Annotated in this window: 26 protein-coding genes, 1 other RNA gene, 1 pseudogene and 1 riboswitch; of the genes and pseudogenes, 10 read left to right on the top strand and 18 right to left on the bottom strand. The window is 41.8% G+C overall.

Features of this window, described 5'->3' with window-relative positions:
- Window positions 1-76 precede the first annotated feature (76 nt).
- From A3M5_RS0114475 to nirB, 6 genes and pseudogenes are all read right to left on the bottom strand, one after another.
- A complete protein-coding gene (locus A3M5_RS0114475) occupies window positions 77-898 on the bottom strand; it encodes an undecaprenyl-diphosphate phosphatase (RefSeq protein WP_018394494.1) in 822 nt (273 codons plus the stop codon).
- Window positions 899-948: 50 nt separating this feature from the next.
- Complete coding sequence (locus tag A3M5_RS0114480) at window positions 949-1251, bottom strand: AbrB/MazE/SpoVT family DNA-binding domain-containing protein (protein WP_018394495.1); 303 nt, start codon at window positions 1249-1251, stop codon at window positions 949-951.
- Window positions 1252-1330: 79 nt separating this feature from the next.
- Complete coding sequence (locus A3M5_RS0114485; RefSeq protein ID WP_018394496.1) at window positions 1331-1930, bottom strand: alpha/beta hydrolase; 600 nt, start codon at window positions 1928-1930, stop codon at window positions 1331-1333.
- Window positions 1931-2154: 224 nt separating this feature from the next.
- Window positions 2155-2238 (bottom strand): annotated as a pseudogene (locus A3M5_RS24860) (SAM-dependent methyltransferase); the annotation flags it as partial.
- Between the two features lie 21 nt (window positions 2239-2259).
- Window positions 2260-2577: a nitrite reductase small subunit NirD gene (nirD, locus tag A3M5_RS0114495; protein ID WP_018394498.1), complete on the bottom strand. Its 318-nt coding sequence runs from the start codon at window positions 2575-2577 to the stop codon at window positions 2260-2262.
- 19 nt (window positions 2578-2596) lie between these two features.
- A complete protein-coding gene (nirB, locus tag A3M5_RS0114500; protein ID WP_018394499.1) occupies window positions 2597-4993 on the bottom strand; it encodes a nitrite reductase large subunit NirB in 2397 nt (798 codons plus the stop codon).
- Between the two features lie 183 nt (window positions 4994-5176).
- Between nirB and A3M5_RS0114505 the strand changes: the two genes are divergently transcribed.
- Both A3M5_RS0114505 and A3M5_RS0114510 read left to right on the top strand, forming a co-directional pair.
- Complete coding sequence (locus tag A3M5_RS0114505) at window positions 5177-5503, top strand: MerR family transcriptional regulator (protein WP_018394500.1); 327 nt, start codon at window positions 5177-5179, stop codon at window positions 5501-5503.
- Window positions 5504-5670: 167 nt separating this feature from the next.
- Window positions 5671-5852: riboswitch (Lysine riboswitch) on the top strand.
- A gap of 77 nt (window positions 5853-5929) precedes the next feature.
- Complete coding sequence (locus A3M5_RS0114510; protein WP_018394501.1) at window positions 5930-7327, top strand: amino acid permease; 1398 nt, start codon at window positions 5930-5932, stop codon at window positions 7325-7327.
- A gap of 53 nt (window positions 7328-7380) precedes the next feature.
- Here A3M5_RS0114510 and A3M5_RS0114515 read toward each other — a convergent pair whose 3' ends face one another.
- Both A3M5_RS0114515 and bcaP read right to left on the bottom strand, forming a co-directional pair.
- Entirely contained in the window at window positions 7381-7578 is a 198-nt protein-coding gene (locus A3M5_RS0114515; RefSeq protein ID WP_018394502.1) for a twin-arginine translocase TatA/TatE family subunit, read from the bottom strand.
- Between the two features lie 149 nt (window positions 7579-7727).
- The gene (gene bcaP, locus A3M5_RS0114520; protein WP_018394503.1) at window positions 7728-9131 is read right to left on the bottom strand and encodes a branched-chain amino acid transporter BcaP; all 1404 of its coding nucleotides are present in this window, start codon (window positions 9129-9131) and stop codon (window positions 7728-7730) included.
- A gap of 285 nt (window positions 9132-9416) precedes the next feature.
- Between bcaP and A3M5_RS0114525 the strand changes: the two genes are divergently transcribed.
- Window positions 9417-9956, top strand: a complete 540-nt coding sequence (locus A3M5_RS0114525; RefSeq protein WP_018394504.1) for a tyrosine-type recombinase/integrase — start codon at window positions 9417-9419, stop codon at window positions 9954-9956.
- Window positions 9957-10039: 83 nt separating this feature from the next.
- On the opposite strand, the gene A3M5_RS0114530 is transcribed toward A3M5_RS0114525, so the two are convergent.
- The gene (locus A3M5_RS0114530) at window positions 10040-10732 is read right to left on the bottom strand and encodes a universal stress protein (protein WP_018394505.1); all 693 of its coding nucleotides are present in this window, start codon (window positions 10730-10732) and stop codon (window positions 10040-10042) included.
- Between the two features lie 287 nt (window positions 10733-11019).
- Between A3M5_RS0114530 and A3M5_RS0114535 the strand changes: the two genes are divergently transcribed.
- From A3M5_RS0114535 to A3M5_RS0114565, 7 genes are read left to right on the top strand one after another with little or no spacing between them, the layout of a single operon-like run.
- Complete coding sequence (locus A3M5_RS0114535; RefSeq protein ID WP_018394506.1) at window positions 11020-13434, top strand: Na+/H+ antiporter subunit A; 2415 nt, start codon at window positions 11020-11022, stop codon at window positions 13432-13434.
- Window positions 13421-13843 (top strand): Na(+)/H(+) antiporter subunit B, encoded by a 423-nt coding sequence (locus tag A3M5_RS0114540; protein WP_018394507.1) that lies wholly within the window; start codon window positions 13421-13423, stop codon window positions 13841-13843. The genes A3M5_RS0114535 and A3M5_RS0114540 overlap by 14 nt, the downstream gene beginning before the upstream one ends.
- Before the next feature lies 1 nt (window position 13844).
- Window positions 13845-14183: a Na(+)/H(+) antiporter subunit C gene (locus A3M5_RS0114545; protein ID WP_018394508.1), complete on the top strand. Its 339-nt coding sequence runs from the start codon at window positions 13845-13847 to the stop codon at window positions 14181-14183.
- Window positions 14176-15657, top strand: a complete 1482-nt coding sequence (locus tag A3M5_RS0114550; protein ID WP_018394509.1) for a Na+/H+ antiporter subunit D — start codon at window positions 14176-14178, stop codon at window positions 15655-15657. Before A3M5_RS0114545 ends, A3M5_RS0114550 begins: the two co-directional genes overlap by 8 nt.
- Window positions 15658-15687: 30 nt before the next feature.
- Complete coding sequence (locus A3M5_RS0114555) at window positions 15688-16173, top strand: Na+/H+ antiporter subunit E (RefSeq protein ID WP_018394510.1); 486 nt, start codon at window positions 15688-15690, stop codon at window positions 16171-16173.
- Window positions 16170-16454, top strand: coding sequence for a Na(+)/H(+) antiporter subunit F1 (locus tag A3M5_RS0114560; protein ID WP_018394511.1), 285 nt, complete (start codon window positions 16170-16172; stop codon window positions 16452-16454). Before A3M5_RS0114555 ends, A3M5_RS0114560 begins: the two co-directional genes overlap by 4 nt.
- Window positions 16432-16776 carry a Na+/H+ antiporter subunit G gene (locus A3M5_RS0114565; protein WP_018394512.1) on the top strand — a complete coding sequence of 115 codons (345 nt, stop codon included), beginning with the start codon at window positions 16432-16434 and terminating at the stop codon, window positions 16774-16776. Before A3M5_RS0114560 ends, A3M5_RS0114565 begins: the two co-directional genes overlap by 23 nt.
- 84 nt (window positions 16777-16860) lie before the next feature.
- On the opposite strand, the gene ssrA is transcribed toward A3M5_RS0114565, so the two are convergent.
- The 9 genes from ssrA to A3M5_RS0114610 form a co-directional block, all read right to left on the bottom strand.
- Window positions 16861-17228, bottom strand: a transfer-messenger RNA (tmRNA) gene (gene ssrA, locus A3M5_RS24095).
- Window positions 17229-17301: 73 nt separating this feature from the next.
- Window positions 17302-17769 (bottom strand): SsrA-binding protein SmpB, encoded by a 468-nt coding sequence (gene smpB / locus A3M5_RS0114570; protein ID WP_018394513.1) that lies wholly within the window; start codon window positions 17767-17769, stop codon window positions 17302-17304.
- A gap of 20 nt (window positions 17770-17789) precedes the next feature.
- Window positions 17790-20156 carry a ribonuclease R gene (gene rnr, locus A3M5_RS0114575; RefSeq protein ID WP_018394514.1) on the bottom strand — a complete coding sequence of 789 codons (2367 nt, stop codon included), beginning with the start codon at window positions 20154-20156 and terminating at the stop codon, window positions 17790-17792.
- Between the two features lie 23 nt (window positions 20157-20179).
- A complete protein-coding gene (locus tag A3M5_RS0114580; RefSeq protein ID WP_018394515.1) occupies window positions 20180-20926 on the bottom strand; it encodes an alpha/beta hydrolase in 747 nt (248 codons plus the stop codon).
- A gap of 128 nt (window positions 20927-21054) precedes the next feature.
- Window positions 21055-21288 (bottom strand): preprotein translocase subunit SecG, encoded by a 234-nt coding sequence (gene secG / locus A3M5_RS0114590; protein WP_018394517.1) that lies wholly within the window; start codon window positions 21286-21288, stop codon window positions 21055-21057.
- A 177-nt stretch (window positions 21289-21465) separates the two neighbouring features.
- The gene (gene eno / locus A3M5_RS0114595) at window positions 21466-22761 is read right to left on the bottom strand and encodes a phosphopyruvate hydratase (protein ID WP_018394518.1); all 1296 of its coding nucleotides are present in this window, start codon (window positions 22759-22761) and stop codon (window positions 21466-21468) included.
- Window positions 22762-22776: 15 nt separating this feature from the next.
- On the bottom strand, window positions 22777-24312 hold the full coding sequence (gpmI, locus tag A3M5_RS0114600) for a 2,3-bisphosphoglycerate-independent phosphoglycerate mutase (RefSeq protein ID WP_018394519.1): 1536 nt from the start codon (window positions 24310-24312) through the stop codon (window positions 22777-22779).
- The gene (gene tpiA, locus A3M5_RS0114605; protein ID WP_018394520.1) at window positions 24305-25066 is read right to left on the bottom strand and encodes a triose-phosphate isomerase; all 762 of its coding nucleotides are present in this window, start codon (window positions 25064-25066) and stop codon (window positions 24305-24307) included. The genes gpmI and tpiA overlap by 8 nt, the downstream gene beginning before the upstream one ends.
- A gap of 28 nt (window positions 25067-25094) precedes the next feature.
- Window positions 25095-26276, bottom strand: a complete 1182-nt coding sequence (locus A3M5_RS0114610) for a phosphoglycerate kinase (protein ID WP_018394521.1) — start codon at window positions 26274-26276, stop codon at window positions 25095-25097.
- Between the last annotated feature and the right edge of the window lie 73 nt (window positions 26277-26349).

Here is a 26349-nt window from a genome sequence, read left to right on the forward strand (position 1 = left end):
CGCAGACGGCTGCCTGCGGTTTTGATTCGTTCTATTATCTTATCATGCCCTAATGGCGCAAATCAAACAGCGCCGCTTAAAGAAAAACGAAATAAATAACAGCCGCCAGCACAATCCGGTAAATGGCAAACGGAATAAGCTTAATACGGTTAATTAATTTCAAGAAAAATTTAATGGATATAAGCGCGAAAACAAATGCACTAATAAAGCCGACAACGAAAAACGGCATCGCATCCATCGTGAAATACTGCCAGTTTTTCAAAAGCGACAAAAAGCTTGCGCCGAACATAATCGGTACAGCCATAATAAATGTAAAATCAGCTGCGGCTCTATGGCTCATGCCAAGCAAAACACCGCCTGAAATCGTCGAGCCTGAGCGGGAAAAGCCCGGCCAGAGTGATAAACATTGAATGAGTCCGACGGATAACGCTTGTCCATACGTAATTTGGTCGACTGTTTCTATTTCTCGTTTACGGCCACCAATTAAATCTGCCGCAATCATTAAAAATGCACCGACAACAAGGCCGATTAACACCGTTTCGGTTGAAAATAAATATTCATCAATATAGTCTTCAAACAAAACACCAAGAATACCCGCTGGAAGCAAGCCGACGATGACATGTGTTAACCGAAGCCGTCCGCCTTGTCCTCGTGTTTCTTTGTTTAACCCGAGTAAATCAATAAATCGATTTCTAAACACGACGACAACCGCTAATATGGAACCGAGTTGAATAACGATTTTAAACGTGTTTGCTGCATATTTCCCTAAAAACGCTTGTGACTGCAGCCACATATCATCCACGATAATCATATGCCCAGTTGATGATACCGGCGCAAATTCTGTCAATCCTTCAACCAGGCCAAGAATAACTGCTTTTAAAAGAGTAATAAAGTCCATATGATAGCTCCTTCTATTGATTTCCACTCTTTAAAATAGCATGTTTCGAATTATATGCCAACTTTTATCCAATAAGACTGGATTTCGTCCAGCAGCCAGATCGCTCCTTCTTTACTAAGCACAATATCCCCACTGAAATGCCTATGATCTTTTGATATGATGCCTGTCATAAAACACGTTCTTTCTTCTTTCACATCAAAATGAGAATCATATTTTCTCATGATAATGCTTTCCTGTTCATAAACCATCGCAACCTGGTCTGATCCTTGAATGCTCAACTGTGTACGCATTGATTTTGGAATGGTGATTCTTCCTTCTTTATCGACAACTCGTCTTAGCATTATTTCTTTCATCTTCCGCCTCCAATGATCCATATGTACTATTAATATTACATTATTTTTCATTTGTGTCAAAATAAAAAGAATGCGTATATTACGCATTCTTTTTGTACCAATCTGTAGCTGCCTGTACTTCAGTTCCTGTCAGCATATGTCCATTTTGTTCCCAATGGACAGCCGTCATTGCCCCTGCATGATCAAGCAGTTGCTGCAGCTCTTCTGTTTCCTGCGGCGAACATAAAGGATCATTTTTTCCAGCCGCCATAAAGACGGGTGTGCCCGTTAAATCAGGCAGCTCTATTCCACGGCGCGGCACCATCGGATGATGCAAAATAGCCCCTTTTAATGATTTTTCATAATGGAAAAGCAGGCTTGCTGCAATGTTCGCACCATTTGAATAACCGATCGCAATAACTGAATCACGGCTAAATCCATATTGTTTTGACGCATCATCAAGAAATTCATTCAATTCTTTCGTACGAAAAATTAAATCCTCTTCATCAAAAATACCTTCAGCGAGACGGCGGAAAAACCGGGGCATTCCATTTTCCAGTACATTACCACGCACGCTTAATACAGATGCTTCCGGATCAACGGCCTGTGCAAGCGGCAGTAAATCCTGCTCTGTACCGCCTGTGCCATGCAGCATGAGTAATACGTTCTCATTTTTTCCTTGTTGAAAAATATGTTTCATTTAAATTCCTCCGTTTTTATTATCTCGAATTAAAGATAATTCTACAGGATGAATGATGATTCGTCAATTGTATGTGCGTTCAGACAAAAAAACCCGACAAATTCGCTTTGCCGAGGTCATTATTCACTATTTAATAGCTCACTGCTATTACTTCTTGTCGTTGTAAAAGTTCTCTGCATTTCACCATATCACCAACAATAATGATCGCTGGGTTGCCGATTGACTGCTTCTTGAATCGCTTTTAGTGCTTTTACCGTGATTAAGTCCGGATCTCCTGGTCCCGCCCCAACGAGATACACTTTACCCATCCATTCCGCCCCCTTCTTTATTTAAATTAAAATAAACACATTGCCATCTTCAATTTTCACAGCAAATGTTTTCACACAGCCGACATCGGGTGACTGAACTTTTCCATTTGTCGTACAGATTTTCCAATCATGCATTGGGCAAAAAACGTGCTCGCCGCTGATGATTCCTTCTGCAAGCACACCGCCTTTATGTGGACAGCGGTTTTCAATGGCACGAACATTGCCATCCGCTAGCTTAAACAAAGCAATTTCAAGTGAACCAATTCGAACAGTCCGCCCAATTTTTTCCGGCATTTCATCCAAAACAGCTACCTTTATCCGCTCATTTGTTTTTTCCATTTTGATTGCTCCCTGTCCCTTATTTTGTCACACGGACTGTCTCATATAGTTCCTTGCGAATTTTCTCACTCTCAATCACTTCTTTCCACGGCTCTTTTGTAACGGACAAGGCTTCAGCAATGCGAGCATTTAAGGCATCGCGCGTCGCTTTATCGGCAATCACCTCTTTAATATGGTCAAGTCCGACACGCTCCACCCAGACCGATGTACGCTCAAGGTAGGCGGCATCTTCACGGTAATATTGCAAGAATGCGCCAATCATTTCCATTACTTCTTCATTTGTCGTGACTTTGCAAAATAAATCTGCTGCCCGCAAATGCGTACCGCCGTTGCCACCGACATAAATTTCCCAAGCGCCGTCTACACCAACAACACCAATGTCTTTAATACCCGATTCTGCACAGTTACGCGGGCAGGCTGAAACGGCCATTTTCACTTTATGCGGTGTACCGATTCGTTCAAATTTTTTCTCCATGGCGATACCCATTCCGATAGAATCCTGTGTCCCAAACCGGCAGAAGCTTTCACCGACACACGTTTTCACCGTACGCAATGTTTTTCCATACGCGTAACCCGATGGCATGCCGAGATCGGCCCATACGTCCGGCAAGTCTTCTTTTTTCACACCGAATAAATCAATCCGCTGTCCGCCGGTTACTTTAATAAGCGGTACTTCATACTTGTCGGCTACATCCGCAATCTTCCGGAGATCGTCCGCTGACGTGACACCGCCGTACATACGTGGAACGACTGAATAAGTACCGTCTTTTTGAATATTTGCATGCATTCTTTCATTGACGAAACGCGATTCTTTCTCATCTTCATATTCAACCGGGTTGATCATGCCAAGATAATAATTGAGCGCCGGCCGGCATTTCGAACAGCCGTCTTCTGTTTTCCAGCCAAGTACATTCATCACTTCGCGCGTATATGTCAGCCCTTTTTCGCGAATTGCTTCTACGACATCATCACGGGACAACGTTGTACAACCACAAACCGGTTCTTTTCGATCCGCTTTTTCAAACTCGTCACCGAGTGTATGCGCCAGAATATCGACAACAAGTGATTTACAGCCGCCGCATGAACGGGATGCACTCGTACATGCTTTCACTTCTTCAAATGTCGTCAAGCCGATCTTCTTGATCGCCTCTGTAATCGTCCCTTTCGTTACACCATTACAGCCGCAGACAAGCTCACTGTCTGCCATCGTCGCTACCATGCTTTCTGCTGCTTCTTCAGTGCCCATATATTCCTCTACATTCGCCCGCTTGTTAATAAGCCGCAGCAGCTTTGACCCTTCACTCGTATCACCAAATAACACAGCGCCGGTCATTTTCCCGTCACGAATGATGATTTTTTTATAAACACCTTTCCAGTCATCGAACATTTTAATCGTTTTTGTCTCTTCGTCTTCTACAATTTCACCGACGGAAAACACATCGACACCGGATACTTTTAATTGAGTAGATAATACAGAACCTTCATATCCTGGCGCCTGTTCACTACAAATGTGGGCAGCCATTGCTTTTCCTTGCTCATAGAGCGGTGCAACGAGGCCGTACACGACTTCTCTGTGTTCTGCACATTCGCCGACTGCATATACACCTGGAATACTTGTTTCCATATAATCGTTAACGAGAATTCCTCGATTTACTTCAATACCACTTTCTTTCGCAAGGCCTGTGTTTGGACGAATGCCGGCTGCCATCACAACAAGATCTGCATCAATGACTTCCCCATCACCAAAACGGATTGCTTCGACACGGTCACCGCCAATAATTTCTGCGGTCTGTTTATTCATTAAGAATTTCATCCCTTGTTTTTCGAGCTCTTTTTTCAGCATTTTGCTGGCTGTTTCATCCAACTGCCGATCCATTAGGCAATCAGTAAGATGAATAACATCAACAGCCATTCCAAGATTTAATAGTCCACGTGCCGCTTCGAGACCAAGCAGCCCCCCACCTATAACCGCTGCTTTTTTATATACTTTTGAACAATCAATCATTTTTTCACAGTCCTGAATATCACGAAATGCAGTCACGCCTTCTTTATCTGATCCCGGCACCGGAATGATAAACGGTAGCGAGCCCGTCGCGATAATTAATTTATCATATGAAACGCTGCGTTCTTTGTTTGTTTGGACAAATTTCTCTTTCGTATTAATGTGAGCGACTGTTTCACCTGAATAAAGCTTAATATCATGATCTTCATACCAATTCCAGTCATTCAATGTAATATCTGAGATGGTCGTATCTCCCTGTAACACCTTTGACAGTTGAATCCGGTTGTAGTTTGGATACGGTTCTGTTCCGAAAATTGTTATATGAAAGTGATCCGGTCGAACGTTTAAAATTTCTTCGATCGAACGGACACCGGCCATTCCATTTCCAATCATGACGATTTTTTCTTGATTCATAAAAACATCCTCCTCAGTGGCTGTTGATACGATTGATTATAGATAAGGAAAAAGGGATCGTCATGATTAATGTTATATAATCTAACATCATTTTTTATGAAGTTATATCATATAACATGTAATTATTATATTTCTTAATTGAATACGATATAATATATTTACAACCCATTTCGAGGTGAGTGTATGACAGATGAAGAAAAAACGTACAAAACGAAAAAGGTCATTACGATCGGGATTGTCAGCGAGCTAACAGGGTTGTCCGAACGGCAAATACGCTACTACGAAGAACGGAAGCTCATTTTCCCCGAGCGGTCAGACCGCGGCACACGCAAATACTCATTTGTCGACGTAGAAACATTGATGGATATTGCTAATCAAATGGAGGATGGTGTACGCACATTTGAAATCAGGCAAGAAATGAAAAAGAAACCAGATGAAGATAAATTAAAACGAAGTATGATTAAAGGACAACTGAACGCACAATTTGGTATACAAAAAGGATTGAAATAACGAAAACAGACTTGTCGGCACTGGCAAGTCTGTTTTCGTTTTCATTCTACTGATAGGTTATATACTTAATATAATAAATTAACATAATGATAGTGTTGACAGGCCTAATTCTTATTTGTTACTCTCATGACTAGGCAAATAGAATAGATAAATCCTCATTGCTATCTCGATGAGGTAGAGGTTGCAATAATTAATAGTAATGTACTTGAAACCTAATGGGGTTGTTGATGGTATGTTGAAAGGAATTGTTGCCGAAGTACGAGAGATCCATTTTATCTTTCCTTACTGGGTTTACATCAAATAGGTGTAAAACTGTCACAGATATTTTCTGTGGAGAGCTACGATGAGATAGGTTGCGGGTTTCAATTAATCATTTAAAAACGCGAAGGTGTATTCCTTTGCTTTTTTTATTTAGGAGGATTTTTAATGGATAAAAAATGGGGGTTTTGGTTATTGACCGCTATCGTTGTCGGAAACATGGTAGGTTCAGGTATTTTCATGCTGCCAAGCACGTTAGCTCAAATGGCCAGTCCACTCGGCGTCACAATTGCTTGGCTGTTGACTGGTTTTGGTGTATTAATGATCGCTTTAGTATTCAGCACATTATCTAATCGTCAACCTGAATTAACGGGAGGCCCTCAAAGTTACGCTCGAGCCCTATTCACCTCACAGGCATATGGAAAAACAGCTGGTTTTTCAATGGTTTGGGGATATTGGGTGGCCAATTGGATTAGCAATGTAGCCATCATTACAAGCTTTGCTGGATACTTGTCCACCTTCTTTCCTGTCATGAGAAGCGAATATATTCTTTTCTCAATAGGATCTCAAGAAATTGCTCTGGGAAGAATCGTCACGTTTATCGTCTGCAGTCTTTTATTGTGGGGCACTCACCTTATCTTAATCACGAGTATTAAAAGTGCAGGTAAATTAAACTTTATCGCAACCGTTTCAAAAGTCATTGGATTTATGTTATTTATTATTGCTACTCTTTTTGTTTTTGAACTGTCTACTTTAGGAGATTTATATACGCCTATTATAGATAATGAGGGAACATCCCACGGCCTGCTCAGCCAAATAAACCTTGCTGCAATATCAACGCTTTGGGCATTTGTAGGTATTGAATCCGCCGTCATCCTATCTGGACGCGCTAAATCCCAACGCGATGTCAGCCGTGCCACTGTTGCAGGTCTTTTAATTGCACTCGTCATTTATATGGCGATCACGTTACTGATCATGGGTGTACTGCCTCAGGAAGTATTAAAGTCGTCTGATAAACCGTTTGTAGATGCTCTTTCTACTTTAATTGGAGACACTGGCGCAACCATTATGGCCCTTTTAGCTATCATCTCCTTATTCGGCTCTACCATTGGATGGATATTATTAAGTTCAGAGGTTCCTTATAATGCTGCTAAGTCAGGCATCTTCCCTGCTTATTTTGCAAAGTTAAATAAAAAAGGAAGCCCTGTTAGAGCATTAACCGTCACGAATACGATGTCACAAATTTTTATTTTCTCAACAATTTCTGGCACCATCAGTGAAGCCTATACGTTTTTGACAACATCTGCTACGCTTGCTTATTTAATCCCTTATTTAGTATCTGCAACTTTCCTTTTAAAACTTGTCATAAAAGGTGATACTTACAATCCGGGAGAAAAATCACGTATATCGAATGGCATCATTGCAGCACTTGCCTTCATATATTCAGTTTGGGTCATCAAATCAGGGACAGCCGATTGGACGACGTTTACTTTAGGGATTGGTCTATTTTTGTTAGGTGTTATTCTTTATCCCTTGCTTACTCGAATTCGATTAATAAAATCATAAATAATCAAAAGAAAGGAGCGGTCTCCATTTATGAGGCCGCTCCTTTCTTTTGATTATTTTACTTCATCGTCCGATTTTTCTTGAGATTGTTTTTTCGTTTCCTTGTCATCGTCTTCCATAAGGCCTTTTGTAGAATTTTTAAATTCCGTTAATGTCTTACCGGCTGCACGTCCAATTTCCGGCAATTTTTTAGGCCCGAATATTAATAAAGCAGCGGCACCAATTAATATGATCCCTCCAGGTCCTACCATAGGACTTCCCCCTTTATATCGTTCACAGTGATTTATTCTACTCGAAAGTTATTATTAATATAGCGAACCTTACAGCAGGTGTCAAAATTGTTTGAGTACATTCAAAAAAATCCATGCCCTTCGTAAAATAGCACGGATTTTTTGCTTTTTTATTTATCATTATTTAATTTTGATTGTTTTTGTGAGTATGAAAAATAAATAACAACTCCGATTGCTAACCATATAGCAAAACGAATCCAAGTAGCTGCGCCAAGTTGAAAAATCAAAAAGCCACAAAATAAGATAGCTAGCCCCGGAATGAGCGGAACCGCAGGACAGCGGAATGCACGCCGTAAGTCCGGCTGCTTTACTCTCAAAACGATGACCGCTACCGAAATCAAAATAAACGCTGACAATGTTCCAATGTTCACAAGTTGGGCTAATTCATCGAGTGATATGAATGCGCCCATAAGAGCTGCGATTAATCCTACAAGCCATGTTGCTTTAAAAGGCGTACGATACTTTTTATGAACATCAGAAAGTATCGATGGCAATAATCCGTCTCTGGACATGGAAAACGTGATACGCGTTTGACCATACAACATAACTAGCATAACCGTTGTCATCCCGAGGATTGCTCCAAGATCAATAATACCGGCTACCCAGTTTTGACCAGAAACTTGTAAAGGCAATGAGATCGGGTTAGTGACCCCTTCAAATTGTTGATAAGGGACAACACCGGTCATGACTGCCGATACCGTTACATAAAGAAGCGTACAAATAAACAGCGAGGAAAGAATACCTATAGGCAAATCTTTCTTCGGGTTTTTTGTTTCTTCCGCTGCAGATGCGATTGCGTCAAACCCAATAAAAGCAAAAAACGCAAGTGCCGCAGCCTCAAATACCCCGTTAAAACCAAAAGGCATAAATGGATCCCAGTTTGCCGGCTTTACATATCTTCCGGCAACAGCGATAAATATTAGCACAACCGCCACTTTCATCATAACCATAATGTTATTGGCCCGTTTCGATTGCTTTACTCCCACCGAAAGTAAAAAAGTGATCAGGATCACGATGAGAAAAGCCGGGAGATTAAAATACGTTGTCGTGCCCGGAATCGTACCTGGCGCTGATGTGAAAGCAATCGGTATGTGGACCCCAAATCCGCTAAGCAAAGACTGAAAATACCCTGACCACCCTACTGATACGGCACTTACCGCCAACAAGTATTCAAGTACTAAATCCCATCCAATGATAAAAGCGATAAATTCACCCAAAGTCGTGTACGTATACGTATAAACAGAACCCGCAATAGGAACAGTAGAAGCAAATTCCGCATAAGCTAAAGCTGCAAATAAACATGCTAATCCCGCAATAACAAAAGATAGTATGAGTGCCGGTCCCGCAGTTAGCGCAGCAGTCCCTGTTAATACGAATATTCCCGTCCCGACGACAGCACCAATGCCTAGCAATGTTAAATCTAGTGCACCTAGTTCCTTCTTCAGCGCACGGCCTTTAGATTGTGCATTAAGTAAGCCACTGATGCTTTTTTTACGAAATAATGGATTTGCCACGCCGATTTCCTCACTTTCATAATTTCTAATTATGACAGGTCGTAATATTAAGTAACATACCCCAAAACAGAAATTAATCTGCCTACTTTATGTAAAAAGGAACTCGATATTAATGTATATTTCACTGATCCGTATTCTTCATGCAGGAAATATAGTACTTAACCACGGTCTTTCAATAATGAACGTTCCCATATTCAAATGATAAGGCTGTATGCACCCTTATCATTTGAATGTTACTTAAAGGGATGATATCATTATATTAAGTAACATCAAGGAGAGAAGACAGTGGAATATGTTAACCCAATAAAAAACCTACATGAAATACAATTAATCAAGGAAATTTTAAAAAAACAATCGAGTCGAGACTTTGTCTTATTTGTATTAGGCATTAATACTGGACTTAAAATTAACACTCTTCTGTCTTTAAAAATCAATCAATTGGTGGACGAGTCCGGAACAATCCTTTCATTTCTTCATGTAGACAATCAAACGATTTATTTGAATGATCAAGTTAAATCAGCCTTAACTTTTCATTTGAAACAAAATACGACGACGATCGATGATTATCTGTTCAAATCCCCAAAGAGTGAATTACCTATTTCGCGTCAACATGCCTATCGTGTCATCAATGATGCTGCAAGAAAAGCGGGGATAAGCGATCAGATTGGCACTCATACGTTGAGAAAAACTTTTGGCTATCATGCCTATATAAAAGGAATTGCTATTTCCCTTATTCAAGCCCGGTTTCATCACGCTACTCCTTCAGAAACATTTCGTTATATCGGCATAGATGCTACCGACCAAAAAATAGATGTAAATTTATAGCCCTTCTTCTAACAACGCGTACGAAAAAGCCTGCAGAGAAAATAGCTTCTTTCTCTACAGGCTTTTAAAACAAAAGGGTTCTTCTATTGTTCATGTTTAAACTTCTCTTCTTTAATAGAAGCGTGAATAGAAGTAGGCTCTGTAATGCGATCGTCAGTTACATGGAGTTGACACGTTTTATTGTCTTTAATAAATTTAAAGACGCCGTTATTAAAATCAGTTCCGGTTTCTTTGTAAAAGATTCCTTCATGAATGACTTCATCAGAGTAGGTAAAACTAATACGATATTCTTCATTGGATTTTACTAAATAAGCTCTTGTTCCGTTATCAAAAAGATTGTCCTCGTCTTCAACAGAGCGGTCGATCGACACGATATGAAAATCGACAAATGAGATTTCACGTAACAAAGTGTTGACAAAGGATCCCTTTTTAATTTCTTCCCAACGACTTTGAGGGGACTGCCCCAAAATAATTTGGGTAATATTTAATTCACGGGCAACTTCAGCAATCACTTTCACAGGTGCTCTCTTTTCATTGTCGCGGATGATTAACTCTTCCGCATCATGCTCTTCCGCGAGAGCTTTCCATCGATCGATATAAGCGGCTTTGTCTGCACTTAATTCTTCTTGAGGAAGCGAATCAACCGTCAGAATGTAAAGCGGGCAATCAAGCATATTCGCAAGTTTGCATCCACGCTTAATCAGACGCTCACCATTCGGTCCATAATATACACAGACTAAAATACTTTCATCCATGCGAGCTCTCAATTTTTTCATAACAATTACACCTCTATATATCATTTTTGATAATTTTTGTTCACTTTATATATGTTTAAGTCCTGAAATGAAAACAAATACAAATAGATATTTTTCTTGTCCCAAATGATTAGAATATAACGGAGTTGTCGAAATTTCAACCCCTAATTTTTTTGATGAAGTTGTACTTTATTTATATTCCCCTATTTGAGATTGCTTACAAGGAAATAATTGTTTTTTAATAATCAAATTTATTTTGAAAATCACATTATTTTTCACCTACATAAAAAAAGTAAGGAGGAACTTGTTTGATTTCGATTCATGCTTTTATTCTCATCCCTATTTTAACAGCTTTTCTGATCCCGATCATCGGGAGACAATTTCCAAAACTGCATCTTGGATGGATAGTACTTACGGTCCCCATCTTATTATTTAGTTTTTTCGTTTCAAAAATCCCAGTGATTTCCGCCAATAAAGCGATCACAGGCTCTGTCACCTGGATTCGAGCATTAGACCTCCATTTTGCTGTTTATTTAGATGGTCTCAGCCTCATTTTCACCTTATTAATTACAGGGATTGGAAGCTTAGTCGTTCTGTATTCCATTTTTTATTTATCGAAAGAAAAGGAGTCACTTTCCCATTTCTATACCTACTTATTGCTCTTCATGGGAGCGATGCTCGGAGTTGTGTTATCTGATAACTTAATGGTACTCTACCTATTCTGGGAATTAACAAGCATTTCTTCATTCTTACTCATTGCATTTTGGTTCCGCCGTAAAAAATCCCGTTATGGTGCTCAAAAATCCTTTCTGATTACAGTCGGGGGCGGTATTGCCATGCTTGTCGGGTTCATCATGCTGCAGGTGATGACCGCGACAAACAGTGTGCAAGAAATCATTGCAATGCGAGACTCGATTCAAGATCACGAATTATTTATTCCAGCTTTAGTGTTAATCTTGCTCGGTGCCTTTACGAAATCGGCCCAATTTCCATTCCACATTTGGCTGCCGGATGCAATGGAAGCACCAACGCCAGTCAGTGCCTATTTGCACTCTGCAACGATGGTCAAAGCAGGATTATTTTTAGTCGCCCGCTTTACACCTGTTTTTGGCGGCGAAGCGACCTGGTTCTGGCTTGTGAGCGGTGTAGGCATTTTCACGATGTTTTGGGGCTCCTTTACAGCCGTTAGACAAAATGATTTAAAGGCGTTGCTCGCTTATTCAACGATTAGCCAATTAGGGTTAATGATGTCTTTATTCGGCCTCGGATCTGCAGCGCTGCAAGGAGGCGCTTCCACCGATTCCGTCATTTATACACAAGCGATCTTTGCCGCTCTCTTTCACCTTGTCAATCACGCTACGTTTAAAGGAGCACTTTTCATGATTGTCGGGATTGTCGATCATGGGGTAGGGACAAGGGATGTTCGTAAACTGGGTGGTTTACTTTCTCTTATGCCGATTACGTTCACATTATCGGTCATTGGCAGCTTTTCAATGGCCGGACTGCCGCCATTTAATGGTTTTTTAAGTAAAGAAATGTTTTTTACAGCTGTATTAAATGCCCGTGAAATGTCGATTTTTTCTATGGATACGTGGGGTCTCTTATTTCCGATCATTGCCTGGATAGGAAGCATTTTTACCTTCATTTATTCCATGTTCATTGTCTTTCGGACATTTCTAGGGCCATATCGCCGTGAACGACTGGAGAAAGATCCTCATGAAGCACCGATTGGGATGTTACTATCTCCGATTGTGCTCTGTACGTTCGTCATTCTCTTGTTTTTCTTCCCGAATCTGTTAAGTAAATACTTGCTTGCACCTGCAATGAACGGAATTTTTCCTACCTATCAAAACATGGAAGGGTTCATTCCTACCATCTCTGCCTGGCATGGATTTAATTTAGAATTATTAATGACGGCAGGTGTCGTGATTCTTGGGATAGTTTTAATGAACACCTATCGATTTTGGAATGTCATTTATGACTTGTTCCCTGAGAAGCGAAGTCTTGATCGCGGGTACCAGTGGATGTTGGCAGCAAGCGAAAGCGGATCAAAAAAAGCAACAGACCGTTATATGACAGGTTTTTTGCCGAACTATCTCTATTATATCTTTGGTTTTCTCTTGCTCACGGTAGGCGGTACACTCTTTCTATCAGGCAGCATCGCCTTTGATCCTTCTAACGATGCGTCAGTCAGTTTATATGAGGGGGTCTTTGTCGGGATCATGAGCATCGCAGCAGTCGGCATTCTTTTTGCGAAGTCTCGCATGACCGCTACATTATTAAACGGTGTTCTTGGTTATTCGATTGCCGTGTTCTTTGTACTATTTAGAGCACCAGACCTCGCACTGACGCAGCTTGTCGTTGAAACCGTTACAACCGTCTTATTTCTCCTTTGCTTCTATCATTTGCCTGAGTGGTCAAAAGAAGATCGTTCATGGAAAGTCCGTTTTCCTAAAATCGTCATTTCCATCGGCATGGGTGCGCTAACGGTATTAATTGCGTTATCTGTGCAAGGGAACAAATTATTTGAATCGATCTCTAGCTATTTTGAGGATTCATATGAACTTGCGGGTGGACGAAATATTGTCAATTCTATTTTAGGGGATTTCCGTGCCTTCGATACGATGCTAGAAGTAGTCGTTCTATTTATAGCGGGCATCGGTGTCTACACTCTCGTCAAATTAAAATCACCACAAGGAGGGGATAAGATTGAGAGAAAATGATATCATTTTACAAACCGTATCAAAAGTCGCTGTGTTCATTATTTTAACATTTGGTGTTTATTTATTTTTATCAGGACATCACAATCCAGGCGGCGGATTTATCGGCGGACTTACTTTATCATCTGCTTTCGTCCTTTTGTATATAGCCTTTGATGTGGAGTCTGTTAACGCAGGGATTCCACTCAATTATAAAATGGTAGCTGCTGTAGGTGTTTTGATCGCGATATTCACTGGAATGGGTTCTCTTCTATTCGGAAGTGCTTTTCTAAGCCAATCCTCTGCCTACTTCAATCTTCCCGTTTTTGGGAAGACAGGGTTTGCAACCGTCACATTATTTGAATCAGGTGTCGCTTTAGGTGTGGTTGGTGTTGTCATAACGATCATGGTCAGCATAAGTGAGGATGTGTAAGATGGAGACGATCATTACTCTTTTAATCGGTGTACTTGTATCTGTTGCCACTTACTTGCTGCTCTCAAAAAATGTGATTCGGGTCGTATTAGGCAGCGCAATTCTTTCTCATGCCATCCACCTGCTGCTCATAACGATGGGCGGATTAAAAAAAGGGGGCGTGCCTATTTTAGGGGGTAAAGTTGAAACCTATGTGGACGCACTTCCACAAGCGCTCATCTTAACGGCCATTGTCATCAGTTTTGCCGTAACTGCGTTTTTCCTTGTTCTTATGTATCGCACGTACCAAAGCGTTGGAACTGATAATTTGCACGAAATGAGAGGGACGAACGATGAATAATATTTTAGTATTTCCGATGGTCCTCCCGATCATTACCGGTGTTTTATTGCTTTTCTTTCGTTCAAATCCGAACATTCAACGATGGGGCAGCATTCTGTCAATGGTCATCGTCTTTCTGATCAGTCTTTGGATTTTAGAAAAAGTGATGGATGAGGGCATCTTACGCCTTGATTTCGGGGGTTGGGCACCGCCTTTTGGTATTACCTTTGTAGCGGATGCGTTTGCGATGCTGCTCGTCACAACGTCTTCACTCGTGACCATTCTTTGCTTATTGTATGCTGCTTTTGCAAAAGATGAAAAAAGAGAAAAGTTCTTTTTATACCCATTTTTATTATTGCTGATCGCAGGCGTAAATGGGGCATTTTTAACAGGGGACTTATTCAATTTATTTGTTTGTTTTGAAGTGATGCTCCTTGCCTCCTATGTATTAATGACACTTGGAGGCGAGAAAAAGCAGCTGACCGAAGGAATTAAATACATTTTAATAAACATTTTGTCTTCCTGGTTTTTCTTACTCGGTATTGCGTATTTATACGGTACGCTCGGAACGTTAAATATGGCTCATTTGTCCCAGCGGATTGCAGAAGTCGGACAGCCGCCGCTGCTTACGACGATCAGCATTTTGTTTTTGATCGTCTTTTCCCTCAAAGCAGGATTAGTGCTTTATTTCTGGCTCCCTGGTTCTTACGGGGCATTGCCTACAGCCGTTTCTGCCCTGTTTGCAGCGTTGCTGACAAAAGTAGGCGTGTATGCGTTGTTCCGCTCTTTCACTTTATTGTTTTACCATGAGCCATCGATTACACATACGATCATCGGCGTGATGGCGATGATTACGATGATCGGGGGCAGCTTTGGAGCCATTGCATATAAAGATGTGCGAAAAATCGCGGCATACAACGTCATTATCGCCATTGGATTTATTTTAGTTGGACTGGCTTCCAACAACGTAGAGTCGATTCAAGGCTCCATCTATTACCTTGTGCATGATATTCTCATGAAAGGATTGTTATTCCTCATGATCGGAACAGTGATTTATTTAACCGGAAAAACGAGATTTGATCAAGTCAGCGGTTTAATCACCAACTACCCGCTGTTCGGATGGATTTTCCTCGTCACTCTCCTATCTTTAGGCGGCATCCCGCCATTCAGCGGATTTGCCGGTAAGCTGTTAATTGGAAAAGGAGCACTTGTCGCCGGTGATTATGTGATGGTTGCCGTAGCCTTTTTATCAAGCTTGTTCGTCTTATATTCACTGCTGCGCATCTTTTTGAATATGTTCTGGGGCGAAACATCTATTCTTAAAAAGAACCAAATTTACTTATCAAAAGGGATGTTAGCGTCCTGTCTTATTTTAGCAATGTTAACAATAGGACTCGGTTTAGGCATGAGTGTCGTTTCTCCTTACGTGACAGAGGCAGCAAACGTGTTAACGAATCCGCACCTTTACATTGAGGGGGCGCTAAACAATGACTAATTGGTTTGTTCATAAAGGAGATGGAGTAAGATGTATCTGCAATTTCTTTTAAACTTGTTAATTGCCGTTTTGTGGGTCTTCTTAAAAGATGAAGATACACTCAGAGTCCCTACTCTTTTATCCGGTTTTTTAGTTGGCATTTTCGTCATATTTATTATGCATCGATTTTTCGGAACGCCATTTTATTTGAAGCGTGTCTTTTCCATGATAAAATTGCTCTTCATTTTCAACTATGAGCTCCTATCTTCCAGCCTATTGATTATGAAACAAATTTTAATTCCAAGCACGACGTTTGAACCAGGGGTCTTATTGTATAAAACAAAGCTGCAGAGTGATTGGGAAGTGACGGCACTTGCTCTTCTTATCATCTTAACACCTGGCTCTGTCGTACTGCGCATTTCACCGGAAGGAAATGTGCTGACGATCCATGCAATGGATGTGAAAGAATCCAAACCAGTGTTGTTAAAATCGATTCGCATGTTTGAAAAAGCGATTTTGGAGGTGACCCGGCCATGACGAACCTTATATTCGTGACCGCTATTGTTCTATTTAGCATTGCTATTGCAATCTCGCTTTTCCGTGTTTTAAAAGGACCGACGCTGCCGGATCGCATTGTCGCGTTCGATGTGATCGGCGTCAATCTTATTTCTATTGTTGCCGTATTAAGCGTTGTTTTAATGACGAAAGCGTATTTAGAAGTCATTTTGATCATTGCTATTCTAGCTTTTATTAGCACGATTGCCTTCTCGAAATATATTGAGAGGGGGGTCATCATTGACAGGAAACGAAATCGTTGAATTGATTGCCGCTTTGATGGTACTCTTTGGCAGCATTGCCGCTGTCATTAGCGCTTATGGCATTGTGATTTTGCCTGATGTGTATACTCGTTCACACGCCGGAACGAAAAGTTCGACACTTGCCGTTCTACTCACTTTAACAGGCGTATTCATTTTTTTCTGGTCCACTGAACATTATATAAGCGTTCGGCTTGTTCTCGGTATTGTCTTCTTATATTTAACCGCACCTGTTGCAGGTCACCTTATTTGCCGGGCAGCATATCATTCGGATGTGGAGCTTGCAAACAAGACAGAAGATACTATTTTGCAAAATGAAGAATAAAAAAATAAAGCATAATTTGTCTTTATAAGACAAGTTATGCTTTATTTTATATAAACATCCACCAGGACATATTGAGTATGTATTTGGTGGAGACGGCGGGAGTCGAACCCGCGTCCAAAGATAACGGCACCTGAGCGTCTACGGGTGTAGCCGTACTATTTAGAGTCTCGCTGATCCATTTGCCGAACGGCAGGCCTTTGGATCAGCCAGTCTGATTATTCTCTTCTGTCATCCCCAGACGGAGGAATCGAGCGTAGTCCGCTTAAAGTGGGCCCCTGATCCGACTGCACGGACAACAGCGGGAGGAGCACAGGCTAACCTAAATTTAATTAGGCAGCTTGTAGTTGTGTTTGTTGTTTGCCAGTTATTATAGGCAAGTGCGTTTTGACAGAGCCGACCCTCTGACCCGCAGCCCAGGCTCGAACTACCCCTGTCGAATCCGTAACGTCCCCCGGATTAAAGTTGTAGCTGATTGTTCTGCTTTTTTTGTGACAAGACTCATTCTAACATAGAATGATCAGCTAATCAACCTTTTTGACGATCACGGAATACACGCTCAATATCGCGCTTCGCTTCTTTCTGCTTCAAGTCTTCACGTTTGTCGTATTTCTTTTTCCCTTTTGCAAGGCCGATCAGCATTTTTGCATAGCCGTCTTTCAAATAAATTTTAAGCGGTACGATCGAATAACCTGCTTCTTTCGTTTCACCGATCAGCGTATTAATCTGCTTCCGGTGCAAAAGTAGCTTCCGTGTACGGATTGGGTCATGGTTATGAATGTTTCCTTGCTCATACGGGCTAACGTGCATGTTGTGAACAAATAATTCGCCATTCCGGATGCGGGCGAATGAATCTTTTAAATTCACTCGTCCCGCACGGATTGCTTTAATTTCAGTCCCTAACAGCACCATGCCTGCTTCATATGTTTCTTCAATAAAATAGTCATGACGCGCTTTTTTATTTTGCGCAATCACTTTTCCTTCTCCTTTTGGCATTGGTTCGTTCCCCTCACTTTTTACTTCTGTTTCTTTTTCTTCGGTACACCTTCATAAAATTTACGTTTTTTCTTCTTTTTCACTGATGACTGTGTTGACCATTCGCCGCCGCTGCCTTTCATATCAGGACGCGCCGGTTTTTTCTCTGGTTTGATTTCTTTTCGTTCAGGCTGTTCTTTTTTGCCACGGCCGCGCGGTTTTTTCGAGCGGGCCATATCTTCACCCTTCGGACGCGGACGCTGTTTTTTCATACCGGCAATTTCAAAATCAACTGACTGTTCTTCTTTATTCACGTCACGAACACGTACTGTAATTTCATCACCGATACGGAAGACATTCCCAGTTCGCTCCCCGATCATCGCAAAATGACGTTCATCATACCGATAATAATCATCCGTCATGTAGGACACATGAACAAGTCCTTCAATTGTATTCTCAAGCGCCACAAACATCCCGAAATTCGTTACGGAACTAATAACGCCATCGTATTCTTCGCCAATTTTATCAAGCATGTACTCCGCTTTTTTCAGCTCATCTGTATCACGCTCGGCTTCAACCGCACGGCGTTCCATACTTGACGTATGATCCGCAATTTCCGAGAGCCTTGCATCCCATTTCTCCTTCGTTTGCTGCGTGAGATCTCCGTTAATTAAATACGTTCGGATGAGACGATGAACAATTAAATCCGGATAACGGCGGATTGGCGATGTGAAATGTGTGTAAAATTCCGTTGCCAGACCGAAATGGCCAAGGCTGTTCGGATTGTATTTTGCCTGTTGCATAGAACGAAGCATAACGGTTGAAATAACGGTTTCTTCCGGTGTCCCTTTTACACCTTCAATAATTGCTTGCAGCGCACGCGGATGAACAGAATTAGCTGTTCCTTTTACATTTAAGCCAAAGTTCGTTAAAAACTCAAAAAAGCGCTGTAATTTTTCTTCTTTCGGATCTTCATGAATCCGGTAAAGGAATGGCACATCCATCCAGTGAAAATGCTCGGCGACTGTTTCATTGGCTGCCAGCATAAACTCTTCAATTAGCTTTTCACCGACGGAACGTTCACGTATAATAACATCCAGTGGATGTCCATCTTCCTCCACAATTACTTTCGCTTCTTTAAAATCAAAGTCAATCGCACCGCGCTCAGTCCGTTTATTCCGCAAAATTTCTGCTAACTCTTCCATTCGTTCAAATAATGGTACGAGCGGCTCATATTTTGCACGCAGCTCTTCGTCTTTGTCCACTAAAATTGAGTTCACGTCCGAGTACGTCATCCGCTCTGTGGTACGAATCACACTGTCAAAAATTTCATGGGTGACAACTTCGCCTGCTGCATTAATTTCCATTTCACATGATAACGTCAATCGGTCCACTTGCGGGTTTAATGAACAGATCCCGTTTGAAAGACGATGTGGGATCATCGGAATCACGCGGTCAACTAAGTACACACTTGTCCCTCGTTCATATCCTTCACGGTCAATTGGCGAATTTTCCGTTACGTAATGACTAACGTCGGCAATGTGAACACCGAGCTTGTAATTTCCATTGTTTAATTTCGTTACAGTTACCGCATCATCGAGATCTTTCGCGTCAGCGCCGTCAATCGTCACGATGACTTCATCTCGAAGATCGCGCCGCCCTTTTAAATCCTTTTCATCGATTTGTTCCGGCACGCTATTTGCCTGTTCTAATACATCCTCCGGAAATTCCTGAGGCAATCCATGTTTATAAATAATCGACATAATGTCGACACCTGGATCATTTTTATGACCGATAATTTCCGTAACTTCCCCTTCAGCCGATTGTCTGCCTTCTGGCCAACGTGTAATATGGACAACAACTTTATGTCCATCAATCGCACCCGCTGTTTTCTCTTTCGGAATAAAAATATCAACGGAGAATTTTTTATCATCCGCTTCCACAAAACCAAAGCTTTTTTTGTCGATGAACGTCCCGACGATGTCTGTCTGGCCTCGCTCTAAAATACGGATGACTGTTCCTTCACGCCGCGTTCCACTTTGATCTTCTTTCGTCACTCTCACAAGTGCGATGTCGCCATTTAACGCCCCGTTTATTTCATGCGGTGGAATAAAGACGTCATCAACACCTTGCTCATCAGGAATCAAAAAAGCAAAACCTTTCGCATGACCGGAAATTTTCCCGCGCACAAGATTCATTTTTTCTGGCAGCCCATACCGGTTCGCACGTGTTCTGACGACGAGGCCGCGTTCTTCCATATACACAAGTGACTTCACAAAGTCGCGGAAGCCGTCTGATCCTTCAATACCGAGTACTTCTTCCAGTTCCTGCACGGTGAGCGGCTTGTAAGATTCTTCTTTCATGTATGTCAACAAGCGGTCGACATTTTCTTGTATGTGCTGATCCATTTGGGAAATCCCTCCGTTTCGGTTTACACGGTCCAGTCAAGACGTTTAAGAAAGCTGAGTATGTCTTCATGCAGCTGCTCTTTTTCTTTATCAAGCGTAATGACGTGACCCGATTGTTCATACCATTTTATTTGCTTTTCATCTGTTTCCACACTGTCAAAAATGATATTTGCACTGTTCGTATCAATCATTTTATCCAGACGTGCCTGCACGATAAATGTGGGTGCGTAAATATGGTCGATGTGGTTCCGGACATCTTGAACTAAATCACGTAAAGCATTCAGCGTGTTCATTGGTGTTTGTTTAAACACCTCTATTTCTTCTTCAATGACTCCCTCTGATTTCCCTTCAAATTTCTTAAATCCGCGCGCGTACTCGACAACACCATTATACATGGTTGCCTCATCTTCCATCGACATTGGCGCACACATTGAAATAATACCCTTTATAGGTTTAGTATAACCGAGTTTAAGTGCAAAAACACCGCCGAGCGACAGCCCACAGACGGCAATTTCTTCACAACCAATATCCAACAGATGATTGTAGCCATCAACGACGTCCTTCCACCAGTCTTCAGGGCCTGTTTTTACTAACTCTTCCGGTGGTACAGCGTGTCCTTTATAATGTGGCGCGTGTGATGTATATCCATTTTTCTCAAGAAAACGCCCGATCATGCGCACATCAGCAGAATTTCCCGTAAATCCGTGTAGCAAAAGAACCGCACGCTTTCCTGATTTAAATGTAAATGGTTTTGGTATGGAGAGTTTCATGTGAATGATTTCCTTTCTTTAATAAAAGGTTCAAAGGCTAAGAACGCGACATCCTATCGCAACGCCTTTGTAACCCACATCGTGTGGGCCCGCAAAAAAAAGGCGATTCAGCTGAATCGCCTTTTTTATTACAAACCAAAATAAGAGAGCGCAATAGTCAAAACAAAAAACAGCACGGATAGTACAACGGTTAGACGATGAAACACAAGATCAATTCCGCGCACTTTTTGTTTACCAAATAACTGCTCCGCACCACCAGAAATCGCACCGGATAATCCTCCGCTTTTTCCTGACTGTAAAAGAACAACAGCAATGAGTGCGATTGAAACGATTACGAGCAGCACTAAAATCAACGTATGCATGTATTTACTTACCTCCATTAACGAACGTATTAATAATAAGTGTATTATATCACACATAGTTCTTCGTCAACTACCCCCACTAAACACCGATGTATTTAGTGGGCACTTGTGCCTATCCGATATTAAAAACACCTAAGCAAAAAAGCCCGGGTGGCCGCCCGGACTTCCTGTTTACTCTTATTTTTTCAAATTGTAGAATGTGTCGTTTCCAAGGTACTCCGCAAGATCACCTAGATTGTCTTCAATACGAAGAAGCTGATTGTATTTCGCCACACGGTCCGTACGTGACGGAGCACCTGTTTTAATTTGTCCAGCATTCGTTGCAACAGCGATGTCCGCAATCGTTGCATCTTCTGTTTCACCAGAACGGTGAGAGATAACTGCTGTATAGCCTGCACGTTTTGCCATTTCGATTGCATCGAATGTTTCAGTCAATGTACCGATTTGGTTTACTTTAATGAGGATTGAGTTACCTACACCATTTTCAATCCCTTCAGACAATTTTTTCGTATTTGTAACGAAAAGATCATCTCCAACAAGCTGTACGCGATCGCCAAGGCGTTCAGTCAGCAATTTGTGGCCTTCCCAGTCATTTTCATCCAAACCGTCTTCAATTGAAATGATTGGATATTTGTTTGCCATTTCTTCATACCAGTCAACCATTTCAGCAGATGTTTTCACAACGCCTTCACCTGAAAGATGGTATTTACCATCTTCTTTGTTATAGAACTCAGAAGAGGCAGCATCCATAGCAAGTTTCACTTCTTCGCCTGGTTTGTAGCCCGCTCTTTCAATTGCTTCGATAATGGTTTGTAGAGCTTCTTCATTTGAACCAAGGTTTGGCGCGAATCCACCTTCATCACCTACTGCTGTGTTCAAGCCTTTTTCCTGTAAAACAGCTTTCAAGTTGTGGAAAATTTCTGCACCCATACGAAGGGCTTCTTTAAATGTTGGCGCACCAACAGGCATAACCATGAATTCTTGAATGTCCACGTTGTTATCCGCATGTTCTCCGCCGTTAACAATGTTCATCATTGGAACTGGAAGCTGCTTGCCGTTTACGCCGCCAAGGTATTCATAAAGGTATACGCCATGATAGTCTGCTGCTGCATGCGCAACGGCCATAGACACACCAAGAATGGCATTGGCGCCTAGTTTCCCTTTGTTTTCTGTACCATCAAGTTCAATCATCGCTTTATCGATGCCGATTTGATCTGTTACGACGAAGCTGCCTACGATTTCAGGAGCGATCGTTTCATTTACGTTTTTAACAGCTTGCTCAACGCCTTTTCCAAGGTAACGGCTTTTGTCGCCATCACGAAGTTCAACAGCTTCATATTCACCTGTTGATGCACCTGATGGAACGAGCGCACGTCCGAATGCACCGGACTCTGTATATACTTCTACTTCGATTGTTGGATTCCCACGTGAATCAAGTACTTCGCGTGCATATACGTCTGTAATTACTGGCATTATTTTTTCTCTCCTTTAATTTTCAATAATAGTTTTTCCGGTCATTTCAGCCGGTTGTTTAATGTTTAATAAATCAAGCATTGTCGGTGCTAAGTCACCTAAAATACCACCGCTTCGCAAAGTGACGCCTTCTTTCGTGACGATCACCGGCACTGGATTTGTTGTGTGAGCTGTCATTGGATTGCCTTCAATTGTCATAACTTCATCTGCATTTCCATGATCCGCTGTAATAATCGCTGTTCCGCCTTTTGACAAGATTAAGTCTACTATCCGGCCTAAACATTCATCAACCGTTTCAATTGCTTTAATTGTCGGCTCAAGCAATCCGGAATGACCAACCATATCCGGGTTCGCAAAGTTTAAAATGATCGCGTCCTGTTTGTCCCCTTCAATTTCCGCAAGCAACGCGTCCGTCACTTCATATGCGCTCATTTCTGGTTTCAAATCGTACGTTGCCACTTTCGGCGAATTGATCAAAATGCGTGTTTCACCTGGAAATTCATCTTCACGTCCACCGCTCATAAAGAACGTGACGTGTGGATATTTTTCCGTCTCCGCAATACGAAGCTGGCGGAGGTTATGTTTTGAAAGAACTTCACCAACTGTATTCGACAAATCGGTTTTATTATACGCAATAACACCTTTTACTGATTCGCTGTACGGTGTCATGCAAACAAAAAATAAATCTTTCGGCTGTTTATCGCCCCGGTTAAACTCATGGAACGTTTCGTTTGTAAATACATTAGCAAGCTGAATCGCACGGTCTGGACGGAAGTTAAAGAAAATGATCGCATCATTGTCTTTCACTTTCGCAACCGTTTCCCCGCTCTTTCCTTTAATAACAGTAGGTTCAAAAAACTCATCGTTTATACCGGCCGCATAAGAAGCATCCACCGCTTCAATTGGATCTTCAAACATTGGCGCTTCATTGTAGGCAATTGCCTGATATACTTTTTCAACACGATCCCAGCGGTTATCGCGGTCCATCGCATAGTAGCGGCCTGAAATCGTTGCAAACTGACCGACACCGAGTTCATCCATTTTCGCCTGTACATCTTTAATATACCCTTTTGCTGTTTTTGGTCCAACGTCACGGCCATCTAAAAAGGCATGAACGTATACCTTTTCAACGTCTTGACGCTTTGCAAATTCAAGCAATGCTTTTAAATGTTCAATATGGCTATGTACGCCGCCATCTGAGAGCAAACCGAATAAGTGAAGAGCTGTGCCATGTTCTTTTGCATATGCCGCTGCTTGTAAAAACTGCTCATTATCAAAAAACTCACCATCGCGAATTGCGATGTTAATGCGTGTTAAGCTTTGATATACAACACGGCCAGCACCGATATTCAGATGCCCGACTTCCGAGTTGCCCATCTGGCCTTCCGGAAGACCGACTGCTTCACCGCTTGCTGTTAATTGCGCATGTGGAAATTGATTCCAGTAACGGTCGAAATTTGGTTTTTTCGCTTGTGCGACCGCATTTCCGCTCGTTTCTTCCCGGCAGGCAAACCCGTCGAGAATAATAAGCGCGACCGGTCCTTTAGCCATTGCTAACAGCCTCCAATAGTCCCAAGTAAGAAGCTGCATCCAAGCTTGCACCGCCAACAAGTGCTCCGTCAATATCCGGCTCTGCCATGTATTCAGCAATGTTTTCTGGTTTTACGCTGCCACCATATTGAATTCGGATTGAATCAGCAGACTTTTCTGAATAAAGACCACGGACTGTTTCACGAATATGTGCACATACTTCGTTTGCATCTTGCGCGGAAGAAGATTTGCCTGTACCAATTGCCCAAATTGGCTCGTATGCAATAACCGTATTGCTTACTTGCTCTTCTGTTAAACCTTCAAGAGCCGCTTTAATTTGACTAGCTACGAGATCGTTCGTTTCGCCTGCTTCACGCTGGTCAAGCGTTTCACCACAACATACGATTGGAACTATACCGTGTTTAAATGCAGCAATTGCTTTTTTATTTACGGACTCATCTGTTTCATTGAACATTTCACGACGCTCAGAGTGCCCAATAATCACATAAGAAACACCAAGATCTGCGAGTGCTTTCAAGCTTGTTTCACCTGTGAATGCACCGCTTTCTTCAAAGTGTGCATTTTGCGCACTGATTTTCACATCTGTTCCTTCGACCGCTTCAACGAGTTGACCTAAGAAAAGTGCTGGTGCACCGATGACACTGTCAACAGAAGCGGACGCTGGTATTTTCTCTTTTACACTATTTGCAAATTCAAGTGCTTCTTCCAATGTTTTATTCATTTTCCAATTTCCTGCAATGATCGGTTTACGCATGTAAAAAATCCCCCTTAAATTCTATGAATTATTTTTCGTCAATTGCCTCTACACCTGGAAGTTTTTTTCCTTCCATAAACTCAAGACTTGCCCCGCCACCTGTTGAAATATGACTCATTCTGTCTGCAAGAGCAAACTTTTCAACAGCTGCTGCTGAGTCGCCGCCGCCGATGATTGAATAGGCATCCGAATCTGCAAGCGCCTGCGCAACCCCTTTTGTTCCTGTTGCAAACTTATCAATTTCAAATACGCCCATTGGACCATTCCAAATGACAAGTTTTGATTGTTGAATTGTTTCCTTGTAAAGTTCAATCGTTTTCGGACCGATATCAAGCGCTTCCCAGTCCGCCGGAATTTCATTAATCGGAACGATTTTCGTGTTCGCGTGTTCGCCAAAATCATCAGCGACTGTGACATCAACAGGCATTAAGAATTTCACGCCTTTTTCTTCGGCTTTTTTCATGAATTGTCTCGCAAGATCCAGTTTATCTTCTTCAAGAAGTGATTTACCAACTTCATGTCCTTGCGCTTTTACGAATGTATACGCAAGCCCGCCGCCGATAATCAAGTTGTCCACTTTATCAAGTAAATGATCGATGACGCCGATTTTGTCTTTTACTTTCGCCCCGCCGATAATCGCTGTGAACGGGCGCTCCGGATTAGATAACGCTTTACCGAGGACATCCAATTCTTTTTGTACTAAAAAACCGGTTGCAGACGGCAAATATTTCGCGATTCCTTCTGTTGATGCATGCGCACGGTGAGCCGCACCAAATGCATCATTGACATATACATCAGCAAGGTCAGCAAACTGCTTCGCAAGTTCATCGTCGTTCTTTTCTTCCCCTTTGTAGAAGCGGACGTTTTCAAGAAGTAGAACATCGCCCTCGTTCAAACTTGAAATAGCTTCTTTTACACTGTCGCCATATGCTTCGTCTGTTTTTGTAACCGGTTGTCCGAGCAGTTCTTCCAGACGTTTGCCAGCAGCTGTAAGACGCATTTCTTCATTTACTTCACCTTTTGGACGGCCAAGGTGGCTTGCTAAAATCACTTTTGCGCCTTTCTCTGACAAATACTGAATCGTTGGAAGGGCAGCACGAATACGTGTATCATCCGTCACTCCGCCGTCTTTCATCGGCACATTAAAATCAACACGGCAAAAGACACGCTTTCCTTTCAGATCCAGATCTTTAATCGTTTTCTTGTTCATTAAAAAGACCTCCAGTTGTAATTAAAAGCGTAAGCAAGGGTTTGTTTAAATAAAAACGGGGAGTAGGGATTGT

The organism is Bacillus sp. 37MA (genome assembly GCF_000372765.1).
GTDB classification, from domain to species: domain Bacteria; phylum Bacillota; class Bacilli; order Bacillales; family Domibacillaceae; genus Domibacillus; species Domibacillus aminovorans.

Coding starts and splice junctions, on each gene's coding strand:
- A3M5_RS0114475 (WP_018394494.1), bottom strand. CDS start 898: ATGGACTTTATTACTCTTTTAAAAGCAGTTATTCTTGGCCTGGTTGAA.
- A3M5_RS0114510 (WP_018394501.1), top strand. CDS start 5,930: ATGGATAAAAAATGGGGGTTTTGGTTATTGACCGCTATCGTTGTCGGA.
- A3M5_RS0114545 (WP_018394508.1), top strand. CDS start 13,845: ATGGAGACGATCATTACTCTTTTAATCGGTGTACTTGTATCTGTTGCC.
- secG (WP_018394517.1), bottom strand. CDS start 21,288: ATGCATACGTTGATTTTAGTGCTGCTCGTAATCGTTTCAATCGCACTC.
- A3M5_RS0114550 (WP_018394509.1), top strand. CDS start 14,176: ATGAATAATATTTTAGTATTTCCGATGGTCCTCCCGATCATTACCGGT.
- eno (WP_018394518.1), bottom strand. CDS start 22,761: ATGCCAGTAATTACAGACGTATATGCACGCGAAGTACTTGATTCACGT.
- gpmI (WP_018394519.1), bottom strand. CDS start 24,312: ATGGCTAAAGGACCGGTCGCGCTTATTATTCTCGACGGGTTTGCCTGC.
- nirB (WP_018394499.1), bottom strand. CDS start 4,993: ATGAATCAAGAAAAAATCGTCATGATTGGAAATGGAATGGCCGGTGTC.
- A3M5_RS0114610 (WP_018394521.1), bottom strand. CDS start 26,276: ATGAACAAGAAAACGATTAAAGATCTGGATCTGAAAGGAAAGCGTGTC.
- A3M5_RS0114555 (WP_018394510.1), top strand. CDS start 15,688: ATGTATCTGCAATTTCTTTTAAACTTGTTAATTGCCGTTTTGTGGGTC.
- A3M5_RS0114530 (WP_018394505.1), bottom strand. CDS start 10,732: ATGAAAAAATTGAGAGCTCGCATGGATGAAAGTATTTTAGTCTGTGTA.
- rnr (WP_018394514.1), bottom strand. CDS start 20,156: ATGGATCAGCACATACAAGAAAATGTCGACCGCTTGTTGACATACATG.
- A3M5_RS0114560 (WP_018394511.1), top strand. CDS start 16,170: ATGACGAACCTTATATTCGTGACCGCTATTGTTCTATTTAGCATTGCT.
- A3M5_RS0114515 (WP_018394502.1), bottom strand. CDS start 7,578: ATGGTAGGACCTGGAGGGATCATATTAATTGGTGCCGCTGCTTTATTA.
- A3M5_RS0114505 (WP_018394500.1), top strand. CDS start 5,177: ATGACAGATGAAGAAAAAACGTACAAAACGAAAAAGGTCATTACGATC.
- tpiA (WP_018394520.1), bottom strand. CDS start 25,066: ATGCGTAAACCGATCATTGCAGGAAATTGGAAAATGAATAAAACATTG.
- A3M5_RS0114580 (WP_018394515.1), bottom strand. CDS start 20,926: ATGAAACTCTCCATACCAAAACCATTTACATTTAAATCAGGAAAGCGT.
- A3M5_RS0114480 (WP_018394495.1), bottom strand. CDS start 1,251: ATGAAAGAAATAATGCTAAGACGAGTTGTCGATAAAGAAGGAAGAATC.
- smpB (WP_018394513.1), bottom strand. CDS start 17,769: ATGCCAAAAGGAGAAGGAAAAGTGATTGCGCAAAATAAAAAAGCGCGT.
- A3M5_RS0114485 (WP_018394496.1), bottom strand. CDS start 1,930: ATGAAACATATTTTTCAACAAGGAAAAAATGAGAACGTATTACTCATG.
- nirD (WP_018394498.1), bottom strand. CDS start 2,577: ATGGAAAAAACAAATGAGCGGATAAAGGTAGCTGTTTTGGATGAAATG.